General features: G+C 74.1%; 12 protein-coding genes. 8 read left to right on the top strand and 4 right to left on the bottom strand.

Translation table 11 applies throughout. The features are described 5' to 3' along the window. Positions 1–25: 25 nt before the first annotated feature. On the bottom strand, positions 26–2,419 hold the full coding sequence (locus tag AB0K80_RS01250) for a molybdopterin oxidoreductase family protein (RefSeq protein WP_365664574.1): 2,394 nt from the start codon (positions 2,417–2,419) through the stop codon (positions 26–28). A 418-nt stretch (positions 2,420–2,837) separates the two neighbouring features. Here AB0K80_RS01250 and AB0K80_RS01245 point away from each other — a divergent pair, with 418 nt between their 5' ends. From AB0K80_RS01245 to AB0K80_RS01235, 3 genes are read left to right on the top strand one after another with little or no spacing between them, the layout of a single operon-like run. Then, positions 2,838–4,358, top strand: coding sequence for an amino acid adenylation domain-containing protein (locus AB0K80_RS01245; protein WP_365664572.1), 1,521 nt, complete (start codon positions 2,838–2,840; stop codon positions 4,356–4,358). Beyond that, complete coding sequence (locus tag AB0K80_RS01240) at positions 4,355–5,614, top strand: hypothetical protein (protein WP_365664571.1); 1,260 nt, start codon at positions 4,355–4,357, stop codon at positions 5,612–5,614. Before AB0K80_RS01245 ends, AB0K80_RS01240 begins: the two co-directional genes overlap by 4 nt. A gap of 16 nt (positions 5,615–5,630) precedes the next feature. Beyond that, entirely contained in the window at positions 5,631–6,401 is a 771-nt protein-coding gene (locus tag AB0K80_RS01235; RefSeq protein WP_365664569.1) for an enoyl-CoA hydratase-related protein, read from the top strand. 145 nt (positions 6,402–6,546) lie between these two features. On the opposite strand, the gene AB0K80_RS01230 is transcribed toward AB0K80_RS01235, so the two are convergent. Beyond that, entirely contained in the window at positions 6,547–7,248 is a 702-nt protein-coding gene (locus AB0K80_RS01230; protein ID WP_365664567.1) for an ElyC/SanA/YdcF family protein, read from the bottom strand. Positions 7,249–7,552: 304 nt separating this feature from the next. Here AB0K80_RS01230 and AB0K80_RS01225 point away from each other — a divergent pair, with 304 nt between their 5' ends. The 4 genes from AB0K80_RS01225 to dnaG all read left to right on the top strand — a co-directional run bounded on the left by AB0K80_RS01225 (position 7,553) and on the right by dnaG (position 13,086). Further along, positions 7,553–8,362: a sirohydrochlorin chelatase gene (locus AB0K80_RS01225; protein WP_365664944.1), complete on the top strand. Its 810-nt coding sequence runs from the start codon at positions 7,553–7,555 to the stop codon at positions 8,360–8,362. A gap of 78 nt (positions 8,363–8,440) precedes the next feature. Continuing rightward, positions 8,441–9,718 carry a deoxyguanosinetriphosphate triphosphohydrolase gene (locus AB0K80_RS01220; protein WP_365664565.1) on the top strand — a complete coding sequence of 426 codons (1,278 nt, stop codon included), beginning with the start codon at positions 8,441–8,443 and terminating at the stop codon, positions 9,716–9,718. 143 nt (positions 9,719–9,861) lie between these two features. Further along, positions 9,862–11,127: an FAD-dependent oxidoreductase gene (locus AB0K80_RS01215; RefSeq protein ID WP_365664563.1), complete on the top strand. Its 1,266-nt coding sequence runs from the start codon at positions 9,862–9,864 to the stop codon at positions 11,125–11,127. A gap of 39 nt (positions 11,128–11,166) precedes the next feature. Then, positions 11,167–13,086 (top strand): DNA primase, encoded by a 1,920-nt coding sequence (gene dnaG, locus AB0K80_RS01210; RefSeq protein WP_365664561.1) that lies wholly within the window; start codon positions 11,167–11,169, stop codon positions 13,084–13,086. Between the two features lie 6 nt (positions 13,087–13,092). Here dnaG and AB0K80_RS01205 read toward each other — a convergent pair whose 3' ends face one another. Together AB0K80_RS01205 and AB0K80_RS01200 are read right to left on the bottom strand one after the other, a co-directional pair. After that, positions 13,093–14,091, bottom strand: coding sequence for a nucleotidyl transferase AbiEii/AbiGii toxin family protein (locus AB0K80_RS01205; RefSeq protein ID WP_365664560.1), 999 nt, complete (start codon positions 14,089–14,091; stop codon positions 13,093–13,095). Next, complete coding sequence (locus AB0K80_RS01200) at positions 14,088–14,789, bottom strand: hypothetical protein (RefSeq protein ID WP_365664558.1); 702 nt, start codon at positions 14,787–14,789, stop codon at positions 14,088–14,090. Before AB0K80_RS01200 ends, AB0K80_RS01205 begins: the two co-directional genes overlap by 4 nt. A 103-nt stretch (positions 14,790–14,892) precedes the next feature. Between AB0K80_RS01200 and AB0K80_RS01195 the strand changes: the two genes are divergently transcribed. Continuing rightward, entirely contained in the window at positions 14,893–16,182 is a 1,290-nt protein-coding gene (locus AB0K80_RS01195; protein WP_365664556.1) for an RNA polymerase sigma factor, read from the top strand. Positions 16,183–16,217: the final 35 nt, after the last annotated feature.

The raw sequence follows: 16,217 nt of genomic DNA, 5'->3' as shown, positions 1-16,217 counted from the left end.
TCTCTCTCCCCCCGCGCCCTGCCGGTCAGGACCGCACCGCCTCCACCCGCACCGCGCACGCCTTGAACTCCGGCATGCGGGAGGTCGGGTCGAGGGCGGGGTTGGTGAGGGTGTTGGCGCGGCCCTCGCCCGGCCAGTGGAACGGCATGAAGACGGTGTCGGGGCGGATGGCGGCCGTGATGCGGGCCGGGGCGACCGCCCGGCCTCGGCGCGACACCACCGCCACCGGGTCGCCCTCGGACGCCCCGAGGCGGGCGGCCAGGCGCGGGTGCAGCTCGACGAACGGGCCCGGGGCGGCGGCGTTCAGCTCGTCGACCCGCCGGGTCTGGGCGCCCGACTGGTACTGCGCCACGACCCGGCCCGTGGTCAGCAGCACGGGGTACTCGTCGTCCGGTTCCTCGGCGATCGCCCGGTGCGAGACGGGCACGAACCGTGCCCTGCCGTCGGGCGTGGCGAACCGGTCGAGAAAGAGGCGGGGGGTGCCGGGGTGCACCCCGGCGGGCAGCCCCTCGTCCCCCACCCGGGGAGCACCGGCGCCGGCGCTGGGCACGCCCTGGGGTGCCGTCCCGGTCGTGGTGGCCGGGGTGGTGGGTGTTCCGGTGCCGGGCGTGCCCTGGGGTGCTGTCCCGGCCGTGGCGGCGGGCGTCTCGTCGGTGGTCACTGGCGTGGCGGGCGGGCCGTCCGGCTGGGCCGGGTCGTCGGGGAGTGTGTCGAGCGTGGCATCCTCGCAGTCCTCCGGGCCGGCTGCCGAGTCCGGCCCGCGGCCGGCGGCGCTCCCTGGGGGGACCACCGGGTCCCGCGGGAGCGCCGGGCACGGCCAGAACACCCCGTTCTCCTCCGCGAGCCTGCGGTAGGTGATCCCCGAGTAGTCCGCCAGGCCGCCCGCGCTCGCCCGGCGCAGCTCCTCGAAGACCTCCTCGGGGTCGGTCGGGAAGCCCTTCTCCAGGCCCCGCTCGCCCCCCAGCCGGGCGGCCAGCTCGTGCAGCACCTCCAGGTCGCTGCGCACCCCCGGCGGCGGGGTGATCGCCCGGCGGCGCAGCAGCACCCTGCCCTCCAGGTTGGTGGTGGTGCCGGTCTCCTCCGCCCACTGCGTGACCGGCAGCACGACGTCCGCGAGCGCTGCCGTCTCCGACAGCACCACGTCGCACACGGCGAGGAAGTCCAGCGACCGGATGCGCTCCTCGATGTGCGCGGCGCGCGGCGCCGACACCACCGGGTTGGAGCCCATCAGCAGCAGCGACCTGATGTCCGTGCCGAGCGCGTCGAGCAGCTCGTACGCGCTGCGCCCCGGCCCCGGCAGCGCGTCCGGGTCGACGCCCCACACCTCGGCCACGTGCCGCCGGGCCGCCGGGTCGTCCAGCTTGCGGTAGCCCGGCAACTGGTCGGCCTTCTGCCCGTGTTCGCGCCCGCCCTGCCCGTTGCCCTGCCCGGTCAGGCAGCCGTACCCCGACAGGGGCCGCCCCGCCCGCCCGGTCGCCAGGCACAGGTTGATCCACGCGCCGACCGTGTCGGTGCCCTTGGACTGCTGCTCGGGCCCCCGCGCGGTGAGCACCATGGCGTGCTCCGGCTCGCAGAACAGCCGCACGGCTTCCCGGAGTTGAGGAACGGACACCCCCGTGATCCGTTCCACGTACTCCGGCCAGTGGGCCATCGCCGCCGCCCGGGCCTCCTCCCAGCCGGCCGTGCGCTCGGCGATGTACTCCTCGTCCGTGCGCCCCTCGGCGATGACCAGGTGCAGCAGGCCGAGCGCGAGGGCCAGGTCGGTGCCGGGCCGGGGCGCCAGGTGCAGGTCGGCCTGCTCGGCGGTCTTCGTGCGCCGCGGGTCGACCACGACCAGCGTGCCGCCGTTCTCCTTCAGTTCGGTGAGGAAGCGCAGCGACGGCGGCATGGTCTCCGCCAGGTTCGATCCGACCAGGATCACGCAGCCCGTCTTCGGGATGTCCTCCAGCGGGAACGGCAGCCCCCGGTCCAGCCCGAACGCCTTGCTGCCCGCGGCCGCCGCCGACGACATGCAGAACCGGCCGTTGTAGTCGATCTGCGAGGTGCCCAGCACCACCCGGGCGAACTTCCCGAGCGCGTACGCCTTCTCGTTCGTCAGCCCGCCCCCGCCGAACACTCCGACCGCGTCCGGCCCGTGCTCGGCCCGCGTGCGGGACAGCGCCCCGGCGATCCGGTCCAGTGCCTCGTCCCAGGAGGCCGGCACCAGCGTGCCCTGCGAGCGCACCAACGGCGAGGTCAGCCGCACCCGGGACGAGAGCACCGCGGGCGCCGTACGGCCCTTGCCGCACAGCGCGCCCCGGTTCACCGGGAAGTCCACGCGCTCGCTCACCTCGACGGTCCCGTCGGCCGTGGGCGTCAGGTTCATCCCGCACTGCAGGGCGCAGTACGGGCAGTGCGTGGGCGTCGCGGAGTTCTGCATGCCGCCCACAGTGCTTCGCCCGTGTTACGTCCGGGACGGCGCCGCGTTACGCGGCCGGGACGGGGACCTCCCCGCCGCCGCCCGCCCGGCGTGAGGCACACACCGGCCCACCGGCCAAGCACACCCCGGCCCACCGGCCAGACACACACCGGCCCCACCTGCGGGTCGCCGCCGACCGGGCCGCGCGTTGCCGCTGCGACAGAAAAAGCCACATGTGGCTCATTGCTGACCTTTCTTGGCCGATCCGGCGTCGTTGAGTGTTGAAGCAGCAGCACTACAGTCCTGCTACGCGCAGCGCTCGCAGCTCTCCGCACGGCGTTCGACACCCGGGCATGCCCCCGCTCATCCGGCTGCATCCACATGCGGCTCAACCGCTGTGTGGCCACCCCACTCGAAACAGCCAGGAGGACACCCCGCCATGCCCCTGCGCGATCTGAGCCCCCGCGACCGTGACCTCTTCCGGCAGTACGGCCACGGCCCCGCCGTCCCCGTCCCCGACCCGCTCGTCCACCACGCCGTCGAACGGCAGGCGGCCCGCACCCCGCACGCCCTGGCCGCCGAACACCTCGGCGCCACGCTCACCTACGGCGCGCTCGACCGCCGCGCCGACGCCCTCGCCGCCCGCCTGGTCCGCGCCGGCGTAAGGCCCGGCGACCACGTCGGGCTGTTCGTCCGCCGCTCGATCCCGATGCTGGTCGGCCTGCTCGGCATCCTGAAAGCGGGCGCCGCCTACGTCCCCCAGGACATCGGCCTCGCGCCCCCGGCCCAGCTCGGCCACGTCATCCGCACCGCCCGCACCCGCGTGATCCTCACCGTCACCGAGCACGCCGACCGGATCCCGCTGCCCGACGGCCACCTGCTGCTCGCCCTGGACGAGCCGCTGCCCGACGCCCCGCGACCCCGCACCGCCGTACGCCCCGACGACGGCTGCTACGTGCTGTTCACCTCCGGCACCACCGGCCGCCCCAACGGCGTGAAGGTCACCCACCGCAACGTCGCCAACATCCTGCTCACCGCCCCCGGCGACCTCGGCATCCGCCCCGGCGACCGCGTCGCCCAGCTGCTCAACATCGCCTTCGACATGGCGGCCTGGGAGATCCTGGGCTGCCTCGCGCACGGCGGGACCCTGGTGGTGCGCGGCAAGGACATCGCGGCCGCGGCCCGCACCGCCGACGTGCTGATCGCCACCCCGACCGTGCTGTCCGGCATCGACCCCGACACCTGCCCCCGCGTCCGTACGGTCGCCGTCGCCGGGGAACCCTGCCCGCGTCCGCTGGCCGACCGGTGGGCGAGGCGGGCCGCCTTCCACAACTGCTGCGGCCCGACGGAGACGACCATCGTCAACACCATGCGCCGCCACGACCCGGCCGCCCCGCTGCTCACCATCGGCCGCCCCACCCCCAACAACACGGTCTACGTCCTGGACGCCGACCGCCGCCCGCTGCCCATCGGCGAGGTCGGCGAGATGTGGGCGGGCGGCATCTGCGTCTCGGCCGGTTACCTGGGAGACGACCGGCTGAACGCCGAGCGGTACGCCCCCGACCCGTTCCTCGGCGGCGGCCGGCGGATGTTCCGCACCCGTGACCTGGGCCGCTGGACCCCCGACGGCGAGCTGGAGCACCTCGGCCGCACCGACGACCAGGTCAAGGTGCGCGGCTTCCGCGTCGAACTGGACGCGGTCTCCGCCGTGCTGGAGTCGGCCGCCGGCTGCGCCCGCGCCGTCACCCTCCAGCGCGACGCCCGCACGCTGGTGTCCTTCGTCTGCCCGGCCGACGTCGACCCGGAGGCGGCCCGCCGCGCGGTGGCGGACGCCCTGCCGTACTACTGCGTCCCGGCGGAGATCCTCCCCCTGCCCTCCCTCCCCGGGACCGACCGCGGCAAGGTCGACAAGCAGGCGCTGCTGCGGCTCGCCCAGGAGCGCACGGCGGTGGCCCGATGACGACCTCGCTCGACCGGCCGACCGCCGACCTGCCCCCGCCGGCCTCCGCCGTCCGGCGGCTGTTCAAGCACCCCCGCCTGATGCACTACAACCGGCTGGCGGTCACCGTGCTGCTCGTCAACGCGGCCTTCGCGTACGCCCGTTGGCCGCTGAGCGCGGACACCCTCGGGCACGCGGCCCTCGCCGACCTCGCCCTGGCCGTCCTCGTCCGCCAGCAGTACGTGATCAACCTGTTGTTCCGGCTGGCGACCTCGGCCCCCACCAGCTGGCCGCTGAAGGTCCGCTGGACGCTGGGCAAGGTGTACCACTTCGGCGGGCTGCACGTGGGCGGGGCGCTGGCGGGCTCGGCCTGGTTCGTGACGCTGGCGGTCACCGTCACGGCGGACGGGGGCGACGCGCCCCTGATCGCCGTGAGCTGGCTCCTGGTGGGCCTGCTCGCCGTCATCGTGGCCACCGCCCTGCCGCCCTTCCGCTCCCGCCACCACGACCACTTCGAGACGATCCACCGCTTCGGCGGCTGGGCCGCCCTCGCCCTGTTCTGGACGCACACCCTGCTGTCCGGCCCGCGCCCGGTCCCGCTCACGGTCCTCGCGGTCGTCACCTTCAGCGTCGCCCTGCCCTGGCTGCGGCTGCGCAGGGTCGAGGTCCGCGTCGAACGCCCCTCGCGGCACGTGGCGCTGGCCCGCTTCGACCACGGCGAGACGCCCTTCGCCGGCTCCTCCACCGCCATCAGCCGCAGCCCGCTGAAGCAGTGGCACTCCTTCGCCAACGTACCCGCCCCGGGCCGGTCCGGCTTCCGGCTCACCATCTCCCGCGCGGGCGACTGGACCGGCTCCTTCATCGACGACCCGCCGTCCCGGGTGTGGGTGAAGGGCATCACCACCGCCGGGGTCGCCCACATCGAGACCCTCTTCACCCGGGTGGTGTACGTGGCGACCGGCAGCGGCATCGGCCCCTGCCTGCCCCACCTGCTCGCCGGTGAGGTGCCCTCCCTCCTGGTGTGGGCGACCCGCGACCCCCGCGCCACCTACGGCGACGCCCTCGTCGAGGAGATCCTCGCCGTCCAGCCGCACGCCGTGGTCTGGGACACCTCCCGGCACGGCAAACCCGACATGGTGCGCCTCGCGTACGCCGCGTACCGCGACTTCGGGGCGGAGGCGGTGATCTGCATCTCCAACAAGAAGCTCACCTGGCAGGTGGTGCACGGGCTGGAACGGTGCGGGATTCCGGCGTACGGCGCGATCTGGGACTCGTGAACAGCGGGAGGAACGCATGAACACGCTCACGACGCAACGTGACGGGCACGTGGTGACCGTCCGCCTGCACCGCCCCCACGTCCGCAACGCGCTCAGCTCCGAGCTGCTCGCCGAACTCCTCGGCGTGCTGCGCCCGTTGGACGACGACCCCACGGTCGGCTGCGTCGTCGTCACCGGATCGGAGCCCGGTGTCTTCGCCGCGGGCGCCGACATCAGGGAGATGGCCGGGAAGACGGCCGCGGAGATGGCGGCGGAGGACTACTTCGGCGCCTGGGAGACCTTCGCCGACCTGCGCACCCCGAAGATCGCCGCCGTCCGGGGCTACGCGCTCGGCGGCGGCTGCGAGCTGGCCATGATGTGCGACCTGGTGATCGCCGGCGAGTCGGCCGTCTTCGGCCAGCCGGAGATCAGGCTGGGCGTCATCCCGGGCATCGGCGGCACCCAGCGCCTGACCCGGCTGGTGGGCCGGGCCAAGGCCATGGACCTGGTGCTCACCGGCCGCACGATGGACGCCCGGGAGGCCGAGAGCTGCGGCTTGGTCTCCCGCGTGGTTCCCGACGACCAGGTCCTGGCCGAGGCCCTGGACGCGGCCGCGACCATCGCCGGGTACGGCCGTACGGCGGTCCGGGCGGCCCGCGAGTGCGTCGACCGCGCCCTGGAGACCGGGCTGCGCGACGGCATCCGCTACGAACGCCGCGTCTTCCACGCCCTGTTCGCGACCGAGGACCAGAAGGAGGGCATGACCGCGTTCCTGGAGAAGCGGCCGCCGCGCTTCCGGGGCCGCTGACCGGCCCGAGCGCGACCGCGCCGTACAACCGAACCGGGACCGGGAGCGGCGGCGGCCACTCCCGGCCCCGGCCGCACCGTGAACCCAGACCTCACCGAGCGCCCGCACCGCACCGAAGGCCCGCACCGCACCGCGGGCCCTCACCTCACCGTGAGCCGGCCGCACCGGCCGCCGTCAGCGCCCGCTGCACCCCCTGCTCCTTCGGGCCGAGGAAGCGCGGGTCGGGCCGGACGGCCGCGTCCCAGGCCGCCTTGCCCGCCGCGAGGATCTCCCGGGCGCCCCCGTAGTACCAGGTGGCGTCGTGCACGGCGTCGACGCCGACGCCGTACGACGTGACACCCGCCGCCTGGCACAGCGCCACCGCCCGCCGGATGTGGAAGCCCTGGCTGATCAGCACGGCCCGGTCCACGCCGAAGATCTTCTTCGCGCGGACGCAGGAGTCCCAGGTGTCGAAGCCCGCGTAGTCGCTGACGATCCGTTCGCCGGGGACGCCGTGGCGCGTGAGGTAGGCCCGCATCGCGTCCGGCTCGTCGTAGTCCGCACGGCTGTTGTCACCGGTGACCAGCACCACCTCGATCCGGCCCCGGCGGTACAGCTGTGCCGCCGCGTCCAGCCGGTGCGCCAGATACGGGGACGGCTCCCCGGCCCACAGCCCCGCCCCGAAGACGACGGCGACCTCGGTCCGCGGCACGTCGGCCCTGGTGTACAGCCGGTCACCCGCCACCGTGTACAGCCACGTCGCCGGCAGCAGCGCCAGCACGCACACCGCCATCACGGCCTGTACGAGCCGGCGCTGCCCGGCACGGGTGCGCGGCAGGCGCGGTCTGAACTGTCCTAGGCGACGCATCTCACGGCCCCTCCCCGGTCGGCGTACGACAGTCTGGACGTGCCGTGCGGCCTCCCGGTTCATCGCCCACCCTGTGACCAGCTTCACCCCGCAGGGTGAAACCACAGGTCACACCGCCTCACACTCCCGGGGCACCCGACCGTGAAGCGCCGGAAAACACCCGTCATTCCCACGCAACGGGGCGGCAACGTCCCCCCGCGACCATCGGTGCATGACGGCGTCGAAACCTGATCACGACGAGCCCACGACCGGCCCCGGCGCCCAGCCGCCCCAGGGGGACCACCTCGACAGTACGGCGCACCTCATGAACCGGATCAGCAGTCAGCTCACCAGCCGGCTCCGCCTCGTCCCGCCGCCCGCCGGCCGCCGCCCCGCCCTGGTGGTCGTCGCCCACGGCAGCCGCGACCCGCGCGCCCTGAGCACCGTACGCGCGCTCCTCGACGACGTCCGCGCCCTGCGCCCCGGCCTGCCCGTGCACCTGGGACACATCGAGCTGAACGAGCCCCTGCTGCCCGGCACGCTCGCGCGGCTCGACGCCCGGGGCACCGAGGAGGCCGTCCTCGTCCCGCTGCTGCTCAGCCGCGGCTACCACGTCAAGCAGGACATCCCCGAGATGGCCGCCGAGGCCCGGGCCCGCACCCGGGTGGCCGCCCCGCTCGGCCCGCACCCGCTGCTCGTCGACGCCCTGCAGGCCCGCCTGACCGAGGCCGGCTGGCCCGCCCGCACGGACGAGGCCACCCGCCGCGTCAGCGGTGTCGTCCTGGCCGCCGCCGGCTCGCGCGACCCCGACTCCCGGATCGACACCGGCCGCACCGCCCGGCTCCTCGCCGACCGCCTCGGCGTCCCGGTCCTGCCCGCCTACGCCTCCGCCGCCGCACCGACGGTTCCCGACGCCATCCGGGCCCTGACCGCCCGGGGCCGCCACCGCATCGCCGTCGCCTCCTACTTCACGGCCCCCGGCCGCTTCGCCACGCAGTGCGCCGAGGCGGCCCCCTGGATCGCCGCGGCCCCCCTGGGCACCCACCCGGCGATGGCCCGCCTAATCCTGCACCGCTACGACCAGACCCTGGCAACACCGGCGACCGCGGACCCGGTGACACTGGCCTCGGCCTGACGACGCCGGGTTGGGGCGACACCTCCGGGGGCAGACGCTCACGCGCAAGGCACACCCCCCTGCCCGTACTGTCGACCCATGGCAGGCACCCCGACACCCCCACCCGCCTACGACCCGGCCTCCCTCGCCCGCTGGGTCGAGGAGCCCGACAAACACCCCGGCCGCACCGCCTTCCAGCGCGACCGCGCCCGCATCCTGCACTCCGCCGCGCTCAGGCGCCTGGCGGGCAAGACCCAGGTGGTCACGCCCGGGACCAGGGGCCCGGCCTGGGACGCCAGCCCCCGCACCCGCCTGACCCACTCCCTGGAGTGCGCCCAGGTCGGCCGCGAGCTCGGCGCGGCCCTCGGCTGCGACCCCGACCTCGTCGAGGCGGCCTGCCTCGCCCACGACCTCGGCCACCCGCCCTTCGGCCACAACGGCGAACAGGCCCTCAACGAGTTCGCGCGGGACTGCGGCGGCTTCGAGGGCAACGCCCAGTCCCTCAGGCTCCTCACCCGCATCGAGCCCAAGCGGTTCACCGCCGAGGGCTCCGTCGGCCTCAACCTCACCCGCGCCACCCTCGACGCCGCCACCAAGTACCCCTGGCCGCGCGGCGCCCACCCCACCGACCCGGCCTCCCCGAAGTTCGGCGTCTACGACGACGACCGCCCCGTCTTCGACTGGGTCCGCAAAGAGGCCCCGGGCACCCGCACCTGCTTCGAGGCGCAGGTCATGGACTGGTCCGACGACGTGGCGTACTCGGTGCACGACGTGGAGGACGGCCTGCACGCCGGCCACATCGACCCGAACTGCCTGCACGCCGAGCCCGAACGGCAGGCGGTCTTCGCGGTCGCCGTCGGCCGCTACGTCCCCGCGGACACCGACCCGGCCGAACTGGCCGCCGCCCTGGACCGCCTCCTCGCCCAGGACTGGTGGCCGCACGGCTACGACGGCACCGCCCTGGCCCAGGCCCGCCTGAAGGACGCCACCAGCCAGCTCATCGGCCGCTTCTGCCTCGCCGCGCAGCACGCCACCCGGGCGGTGTACGGCGCCGGGCGGCTCACCCGCTACACCGCCGAACTCGTCGTCCCGCGCGAGACCCGTCTGGAGTGCGCCGTTCTGAAGGCGGTCGCCGACCTGTACGTCATGCAGCGCGCCGAGCAGGAGCGGCTGCGCGCCGACCAGCGGATCGTGGTGCTGGAACTGGCCGAGGCCCTCACCGCCCGCGCCCCCGACGGGCTGGACCCGCAGTTCCGCGCCCTGTTCGGCCGGGCCGCGGACGACCGGGCCCGCCAGCGGGTGATCGTCGACCAGATCGCCTCCCTCACCGACGCCTCGGCCCGCTCCCTTCACGCCCGTCTGACGGGGCAGGCATGACACCGGCGGGGCGGCAGGGGCAGCAGGGACAGGTGCACGCCCGAAGGTGACCGTCCGTGGCCTGATCGGGTCACTCCCTCTTCCCCCCTCACGCTCCGTGCGGGACGCTCGCAGGGGGGCGGAACACGAACAGGAGGCACCACGTGGTCGACGCGGATCAGACGTTCGTCATCGTCGGAGGCGGCCTGGCCGGCGCGAAGGCGGCTCAGACGCTGCGCGCGGAGGGCTTCACGGGCCGCGTGATACTGATCTGCGACGAGCGCGACCACCCCTACGAACGTCCGCCGCTGTCCAAGGGCTACCTGCTCGGCAAGGCGGAACGCGACAGCCTCTTCGTGCACGAGCCCGCCTGGTACGCGCAGGCCGACATCGAGCTGCACCTCGGCCAGACCGTCGACGCGATCGACCGGGCGGCGAAGACGGTCCACTTCGGCGAGGACGGCACGGTCGTCCGCTACGACAAACTGCTGCTGGCGACCGGCGCCGAGCCGCGCCGCCTGGACATCCCCGGCACCGACCTGGTGGGCGTGCACCACCTGCGCCGGCTCGCCCACGCCGAGCGCCTCAAGCAGGTCCTGACCACCCTCGGCCGGGACAACGGCCACCTGGTGATCGCCGGCGCCGGCTGGATCGGCCTGGAGGTCGCGGCGGCGGCCCGCGAGTACGGCGCGGAGGTCACCGTCGTGCACCGGGGCCCGACCCCGCTGCACTCGGTCCTCGGCCCCGAGCTCGGCCAGCTCTTCGCCGAGCTGCACCGCGAGCGCGGTGTCCGTTTCCACTTCGGCGCGCGGCTCACCGAGATCGTCGGGCAGGACGGCATGGTCCTCGCGGCCCGCACCGACGACGGCGAGGAGCACCCCGCCCACGCGGTCCTGGCCGCCATCGGCGCCGCGCCCCGCACCCACCTGGCCGAGGCGGCGGGCCTGGAGATCGCCGACCCGGCGCTCGGCGGCGGCATCGTCGTCGACGAACGGCTGCGCACCTCCGACCCCGACATCTACGCGGCCGGCGACGTGGTCTCCTTCCCGCACGCCCTCTTCGAGGCCCGGCTGCGCGTCGAGCACTGGGCCAACGCGCTCAACGGCGGCCCGGCCGCGGCCCGCGCGATGCTCGGACAGGACGTGACGTACGACCGCCTGCCCTACTTCTTCACCGACCAGTACGACCTGGGCATGGAGTACTCCGGCTCGGCGCCGCCGGGCACCTACGACCAGGTGGTGATCCGGGGCGACGCGGGCAAGCGGGAGTTCATCGCGTTCTGGGTGAGGCAGGGCCGGGTGCTGGCCGGGATGAACGTGAACGTGTGGGACGTCACCGAAACCGTCCAGCGGCTGATCCGCTCCAGGGCGCCGGTGAACACCGAGGCGCTCGCCGACCCGCACGTCCCGCTGGACAGCCTCGTCCCGTAGCCGCGGGGGAGTGTCATTCCTGCCCCGTAGAATCACTCCGTGGCAGGACGGATCAACGACGAGGACGTGAAGGCGGTACGGGACGCGGTCCCGATCGACGCCGTGGTGTCCGAGTACCTCCAGCTGCGGGGCGCGGGCGGCGGCAACCTCAAGGGCCTGTGCCCGTTCCACGACGAGAAGTCACCGTCCTTCCAGGTCAGCCCCAGCAAGGGGCTGTTCCACTGCTTCGGCTGCCAGGAGGGCGGCGACACCATCACGTTCGTGATGAAGATCGACCACCTCTCCTTCTCGGAGGCGGTCGAGCGCCTCGCCGCCCAGGCGGGCATCACCCTGCGCTACGAGGAGGGCGGGTACAACCCCACCCACCAGCGCGGTGAGCGCATCCGCCTGGTCGAGGCGCACAAGCTGGCCGCCGAGTGGTACGCGGAACAGCTCGCGACCTCCCCCGAGGCCGAGACCGGCCGGATCTTCCTCGCCGAACGCGGCTTCGACCAGGCCGCCGCCGTGCACTTCGGCGTCGGCTACAGCCCGCAGGGCTGGGACCACCTCACCCGCTACCTGCGCGGCAAGGGCTTCAGCGACAAGGAGCTGATCCTCTCCGGCCTCGCGCAGGAGGGTCGCCGCGGCCCGATCGACCGCTTCCGGGGCCGTCTGATGTGGCCCATCCGCGACATCGGCGGCGACGTCGTCGGCTTCGGCGCCCGCAAGCTGTACGAGGCGGACAACGGCCCCAAGTACCTCAACACCCCCGACACGGCGATCTACAAGAAGTCCCAGGTCCTGTACGGCATCGACCTGGCGAAGAAGGAGATCGCCAAGACCTCCCGGGCGGTCGTCGTCGAGGGCTACACCGACGTCATGGCCTGCCACCTCGCCGGGGTCCGCACGGCCATCGCCACCTGCGGCACCGCCTTCGGCGGCGAGCACATCAAGATCCTGCGCCGGCTGCTCATGGACAACGGCAGCGCCCGCGTGATCTTCACCTTCGACGGTGACGCCGCCGGCCAGAAGGCGGCCCTGCGCGCCTTCGAGGACGACCAGAAGTTCGCCGCCGAGACCTACATCGCCATCGCCCCGGACGGCATGGACCCCTGCGAGCTGCGCCTCGCCAAGGGCGACGAGGCCGTCGCCGACCTGGTCGAACCCCGCACCCCGCTCTTCGAGTTCGCGCTGCGCCAGATTGTCGGCCGCTACGACCTGGACACCCCGGCGGGCCGCGCGGCGGCCCTGGACGAGGCCGCCCCCGTCGTGGCCCGCATCAAGAACAGCGGCGCCCAGCACGAGGTCGCCGTCGAGCTCGCCGGCATGCTCGGCATCCTCGACACCCAGTTCGTCGTCAAGCGTGTGGCCCAGCTGGCCCGCTGGGCCCGGGAACGCGGCACCAAGGGCCCCGCCCCGGACCGGCACCAGCGCGGCCCGCAGCAGTACACCGCCCCCGCCCCGGCGGCCCCGCGCGGCCCGGCCCTCAACCTGCGCAACCCCGTCTACGCCACCGAACGCGAGCTGCTCAAACTCGCCCTCCAGCGACCCGAGCTGGTCTCCCCGGCCTTCGACGCGTACGGCGTCGACGAGTTCACCGCCCCGCCCTACGCGGCCGTACGCCAGGCCATCCTCGACGCGGGCGGCGCCGAGTACGGCACCCAGGACCCGCAGGACTATCTGGTCCGGGTGCGCGAGGCGGCTCCCGACGACACCGTCCGCGCCATGGTCACCGAGCTCGCGGTCGAGCCGATCCTGCTGCACCGGGGCGCCAAGGAGGCCGACGAGACCTACGCCGGCGCCCAGCTGGTCACCGTCCGCCGCCGCGCGGTGGAACGCCGCATCCGCGACCTGCAGAGCACCGTGGCCCGCCTGTCCACCGGCGGCGACCCCGCCCAGCTGGCCGCCGTCCAGAACGAACTGTGGGTGCTCCAGCAGTACGACCAGGCCCTGCGGGCGCACGGCGCCGCCGCGCTGTGAGCCGGGTCAGCCCCCGGCCGCCTCGAACGTCGGCGTCACGGCCCGCACCAGCCGGTCCGCGAACTCCTGCTCGGCATCCCTGAACCGGGGATACTCGGTCACGAAGTGCTCCCACTCCACGGACGCGACCGCTTCCCGCACGTCCTCCAGCAGGATCTCCTCGCGGTACGAGTACGGCCACTCGCCCGACAGCCGGAACACCTCGTGCAGCAACTCGTAGCGCAGGGGGTGCCGCTCGGCCAGCAGCACGGCGTCGTACAGGTCCTTGCCCTGGGCGTGCAGGTCGTTGATCAGCCACATCAGCTTCCAGGCCAGGGACAGCTCCGGGGTGGCCGCCTGCACGAGCGCGCCGCCCGGCAGCTCGACCGGCCCGGGCTCCTCGGGCAGCCGCTCGGTGAAGACGAAGTCGAGCTGGACATGCCCGCCGGGCAGCCCGGGCGCGCCCCAGGGCAGCACCATGCGGCGGCCCGGCACCCGGTCGTAGGTCCAGATGTCCTCGACCACCGCGCCCCGGGCCGAGATGCCGACCTGCCGTCCGCGCGCGTCGGCCAGCTCCTGCGCCGCCTGTGCGATCCCGGCCAGCATCCGCTCGGTCCGGCCGTCCTCCATCCGCCAGGTGTGGGGGACGACGACGAAGTCCAGGTCGCCGGGCTCCCGGGCGGCGTCCCCGAACCACGCCGCCATCAGTACGCTGCCCCGCAGCACCAGCGCGTCCACCCACTGCGAGCCGGCGATCGCCTCCAGCACCAGGTACAGGGCCCGGCGCCGGGCCGCCCGCCACGCCGCACCCCGCGCCGGGTCGCCGAACCGGGGGTCGGTCGCCCGGTAGGCGTTCTGATACTGCTTCAGCGACGGGTCGAAGACCGGACGCTGCGTCACGTCGTCACCCGGCACCCACTGCAGGGTCTTCGGCAGGTCCTCGGCCCTGCGGGTGGCCTCGTCCAGCGGCTCCCGCGGTATATCGGTGCTCCGCCACCCGAACCCCTGCCACGCCGACCCGCTCATCCGCCTGCCCTCACCGGTTCCTCGATCCAGCCGTCGTCCACCGACACATCACTGTCGTAGAGCACGAACTCCCGCTCCACGCCCAGCACGTCCAACCCGTCCAGCTCCGCCAGCAGCCGCTGCAGCGCCCGCCCCGCCCCCTCGGCGCCCACCCCGCGGCACCGCTGCGTCACGAACCGCTCGTGCCGGGCACCGGCCCGCGGCCGCCGCGCGTTCCACGACAGATGGGCCCCGTGCGGGATCACCCGGGCCGCCAGCGCGGCCAGGTCGGTGTCCGCGTCGAGCAGCAGCTTCACATGGTGCTCGAAGTACCGTTCGTCGTCCGCGCCGAGCCGCGCCGGCACCTCCGGCGCCCACGGTGCCGACTCGGTCTTCACCCGGACCGGCTCGAACCCGTCCGCCCGCAGCCGCGCCACGACCTGGCGCACCCGCGCCGCCTGCTCGGCGTACGACGCGGAGCCGGACAGCGTGAGCATCGGCTGCTCCCGCACCCGGCCGCGGGCCAGCACGATGTGCGTCAGCTTCAGACCGGCCGCGTCCGCCCACCGGCGCAGCCGCGCCCGGGCGCCGGGACCGGCACAACGGACCGTCACATGGGACTCGTACACGGACGCGGGCGGGGCGGCGGAAGGGGAAGGGGAAGGGGAAGGAGAAGCGGACACCCCCGGATCGTGGCAGACCGGGGGGAGCGCGGGCATCCGGATTTCCGGGCGAGGGTCACCGCGCGGTCACGGACCGGACGCAAAAAGTCATCGCACGCCCCTCGTGGCGACGATGTGTCGTACCCCACACTGGGTTCCGGTGCCTGAGTCCTCGGAGCGCGGCCGATCCGTCCCCGACGGGTCCCAGACCCCCGCGGTTCCGCTCATCGCGTACGGGACGGACAGCGGCGAGGCCGCCGACTCCGCCCCCGAAGTACCGCTGCCGTACCCCCCAGCAGCGATCATCCTGGAGGTCGCTTCCGTGCAGACCCAGACCCTGATACCGACCGACACGTGTACGGACGGCACGGAACCCGACGCGGAGACGGGCGTGCTCGTCGCGATGCCCGCGCCGGGCCGTGCCGCGCACCACCCCGAGACGGAGCCGCCGGCCCCGGCCGACCCGGCCGAGCCGCCCGCCGAGGCGCTGGAGACGGTCACGGAGACCGTCGTGCCGGCCCGGGTCACCGAGACGGGCGGCCCCTCCTCGGACCTGTTCCGCCAGTACCTGCGGGAAATCGGCCGCATCCCCCTGCTCACCGCGGCCGAGGAGGTGGAACTGGCCCGCCGTGTCGAGGCCGGCCTGTTCGCCGAGGAGAAGCTGCTCAGCACGCCCGACCTGGACAGCCGGCTCGCCCACGACCTGGACCGGCTCGTGGTCATGGGCCGGATGGCCAAGCGCCGCCTCATCGAGGCCAACCTGCGGCTGGTCGTCTCCGTCGCCAAACGGTACGTCGGGCGCGGCCTGACCATGCTCGACCTGGTGCAGGAGGGCAACCTCGGGCTGATCCGGGCCGTGGAGAAGTTCGACTACGCCCGCGGCTACAAGTTCTCCACGTACGCGACCTGGTGGATCCGCCAGGCCATGTCCCGCGCCCTGGCCGACCAGGCCCGCACCATCCGGGTGCCCGTGCACGTCGTCGAGCTCATCAACCGGGTGGTGCGCGTACAGCGCCGCCTGCTCCAGGAGCGCGGCCAGGAACCCACCCCCGAAGAGGTCGCCGCCCACCTGGAACTGCCGCCCGAGCGGGTCAGGGAGGTGCTGCGCCTCGCCCAGGAACCCGTCTCCCTGCACGCCCCGGTCGGCGAGGAGGACGACGTCGCCCTCGGCGACCTCATCGAGGACGGCGACGCCACCAGCCCGGTGGAGTCGGCCGCGTTCCTGCTGCTGCGCGAGCACCTGGAGGCGGTGCTCTCCACCCTCGGCGAACGCGAACGCAAGGTGGTCCAGCTCCGCTACGGCCTGGCCGACGGCCGCCCCCGCACCCTGGAGGAGATAGGCCGCATCTTCGGCGTCACCCGCGAGCGGATACGGCAGATCGAGTCCAAGACCCTCAACAAGCTCCGCGACCACGCCTTCGCCGACCAGCTGCGCGGCTACCTGGACTGAGCCGGGGGCCGCTCCCGGGGAGCGGCCCCCCGCCC

It is taken from the genome of Streptomyces sp. NPDC052682, assembly GCF_040678435.1.
In the GTDB taxonomy this organism is placed as follows: Bacteria; Actinomycetota; Actinomycetes; order Streptomycetales; family Streptomycetaceae; genus Streptomyces.
This window is presented reverse-complemented; position numbering and strand designations above follow the sequence as displayed.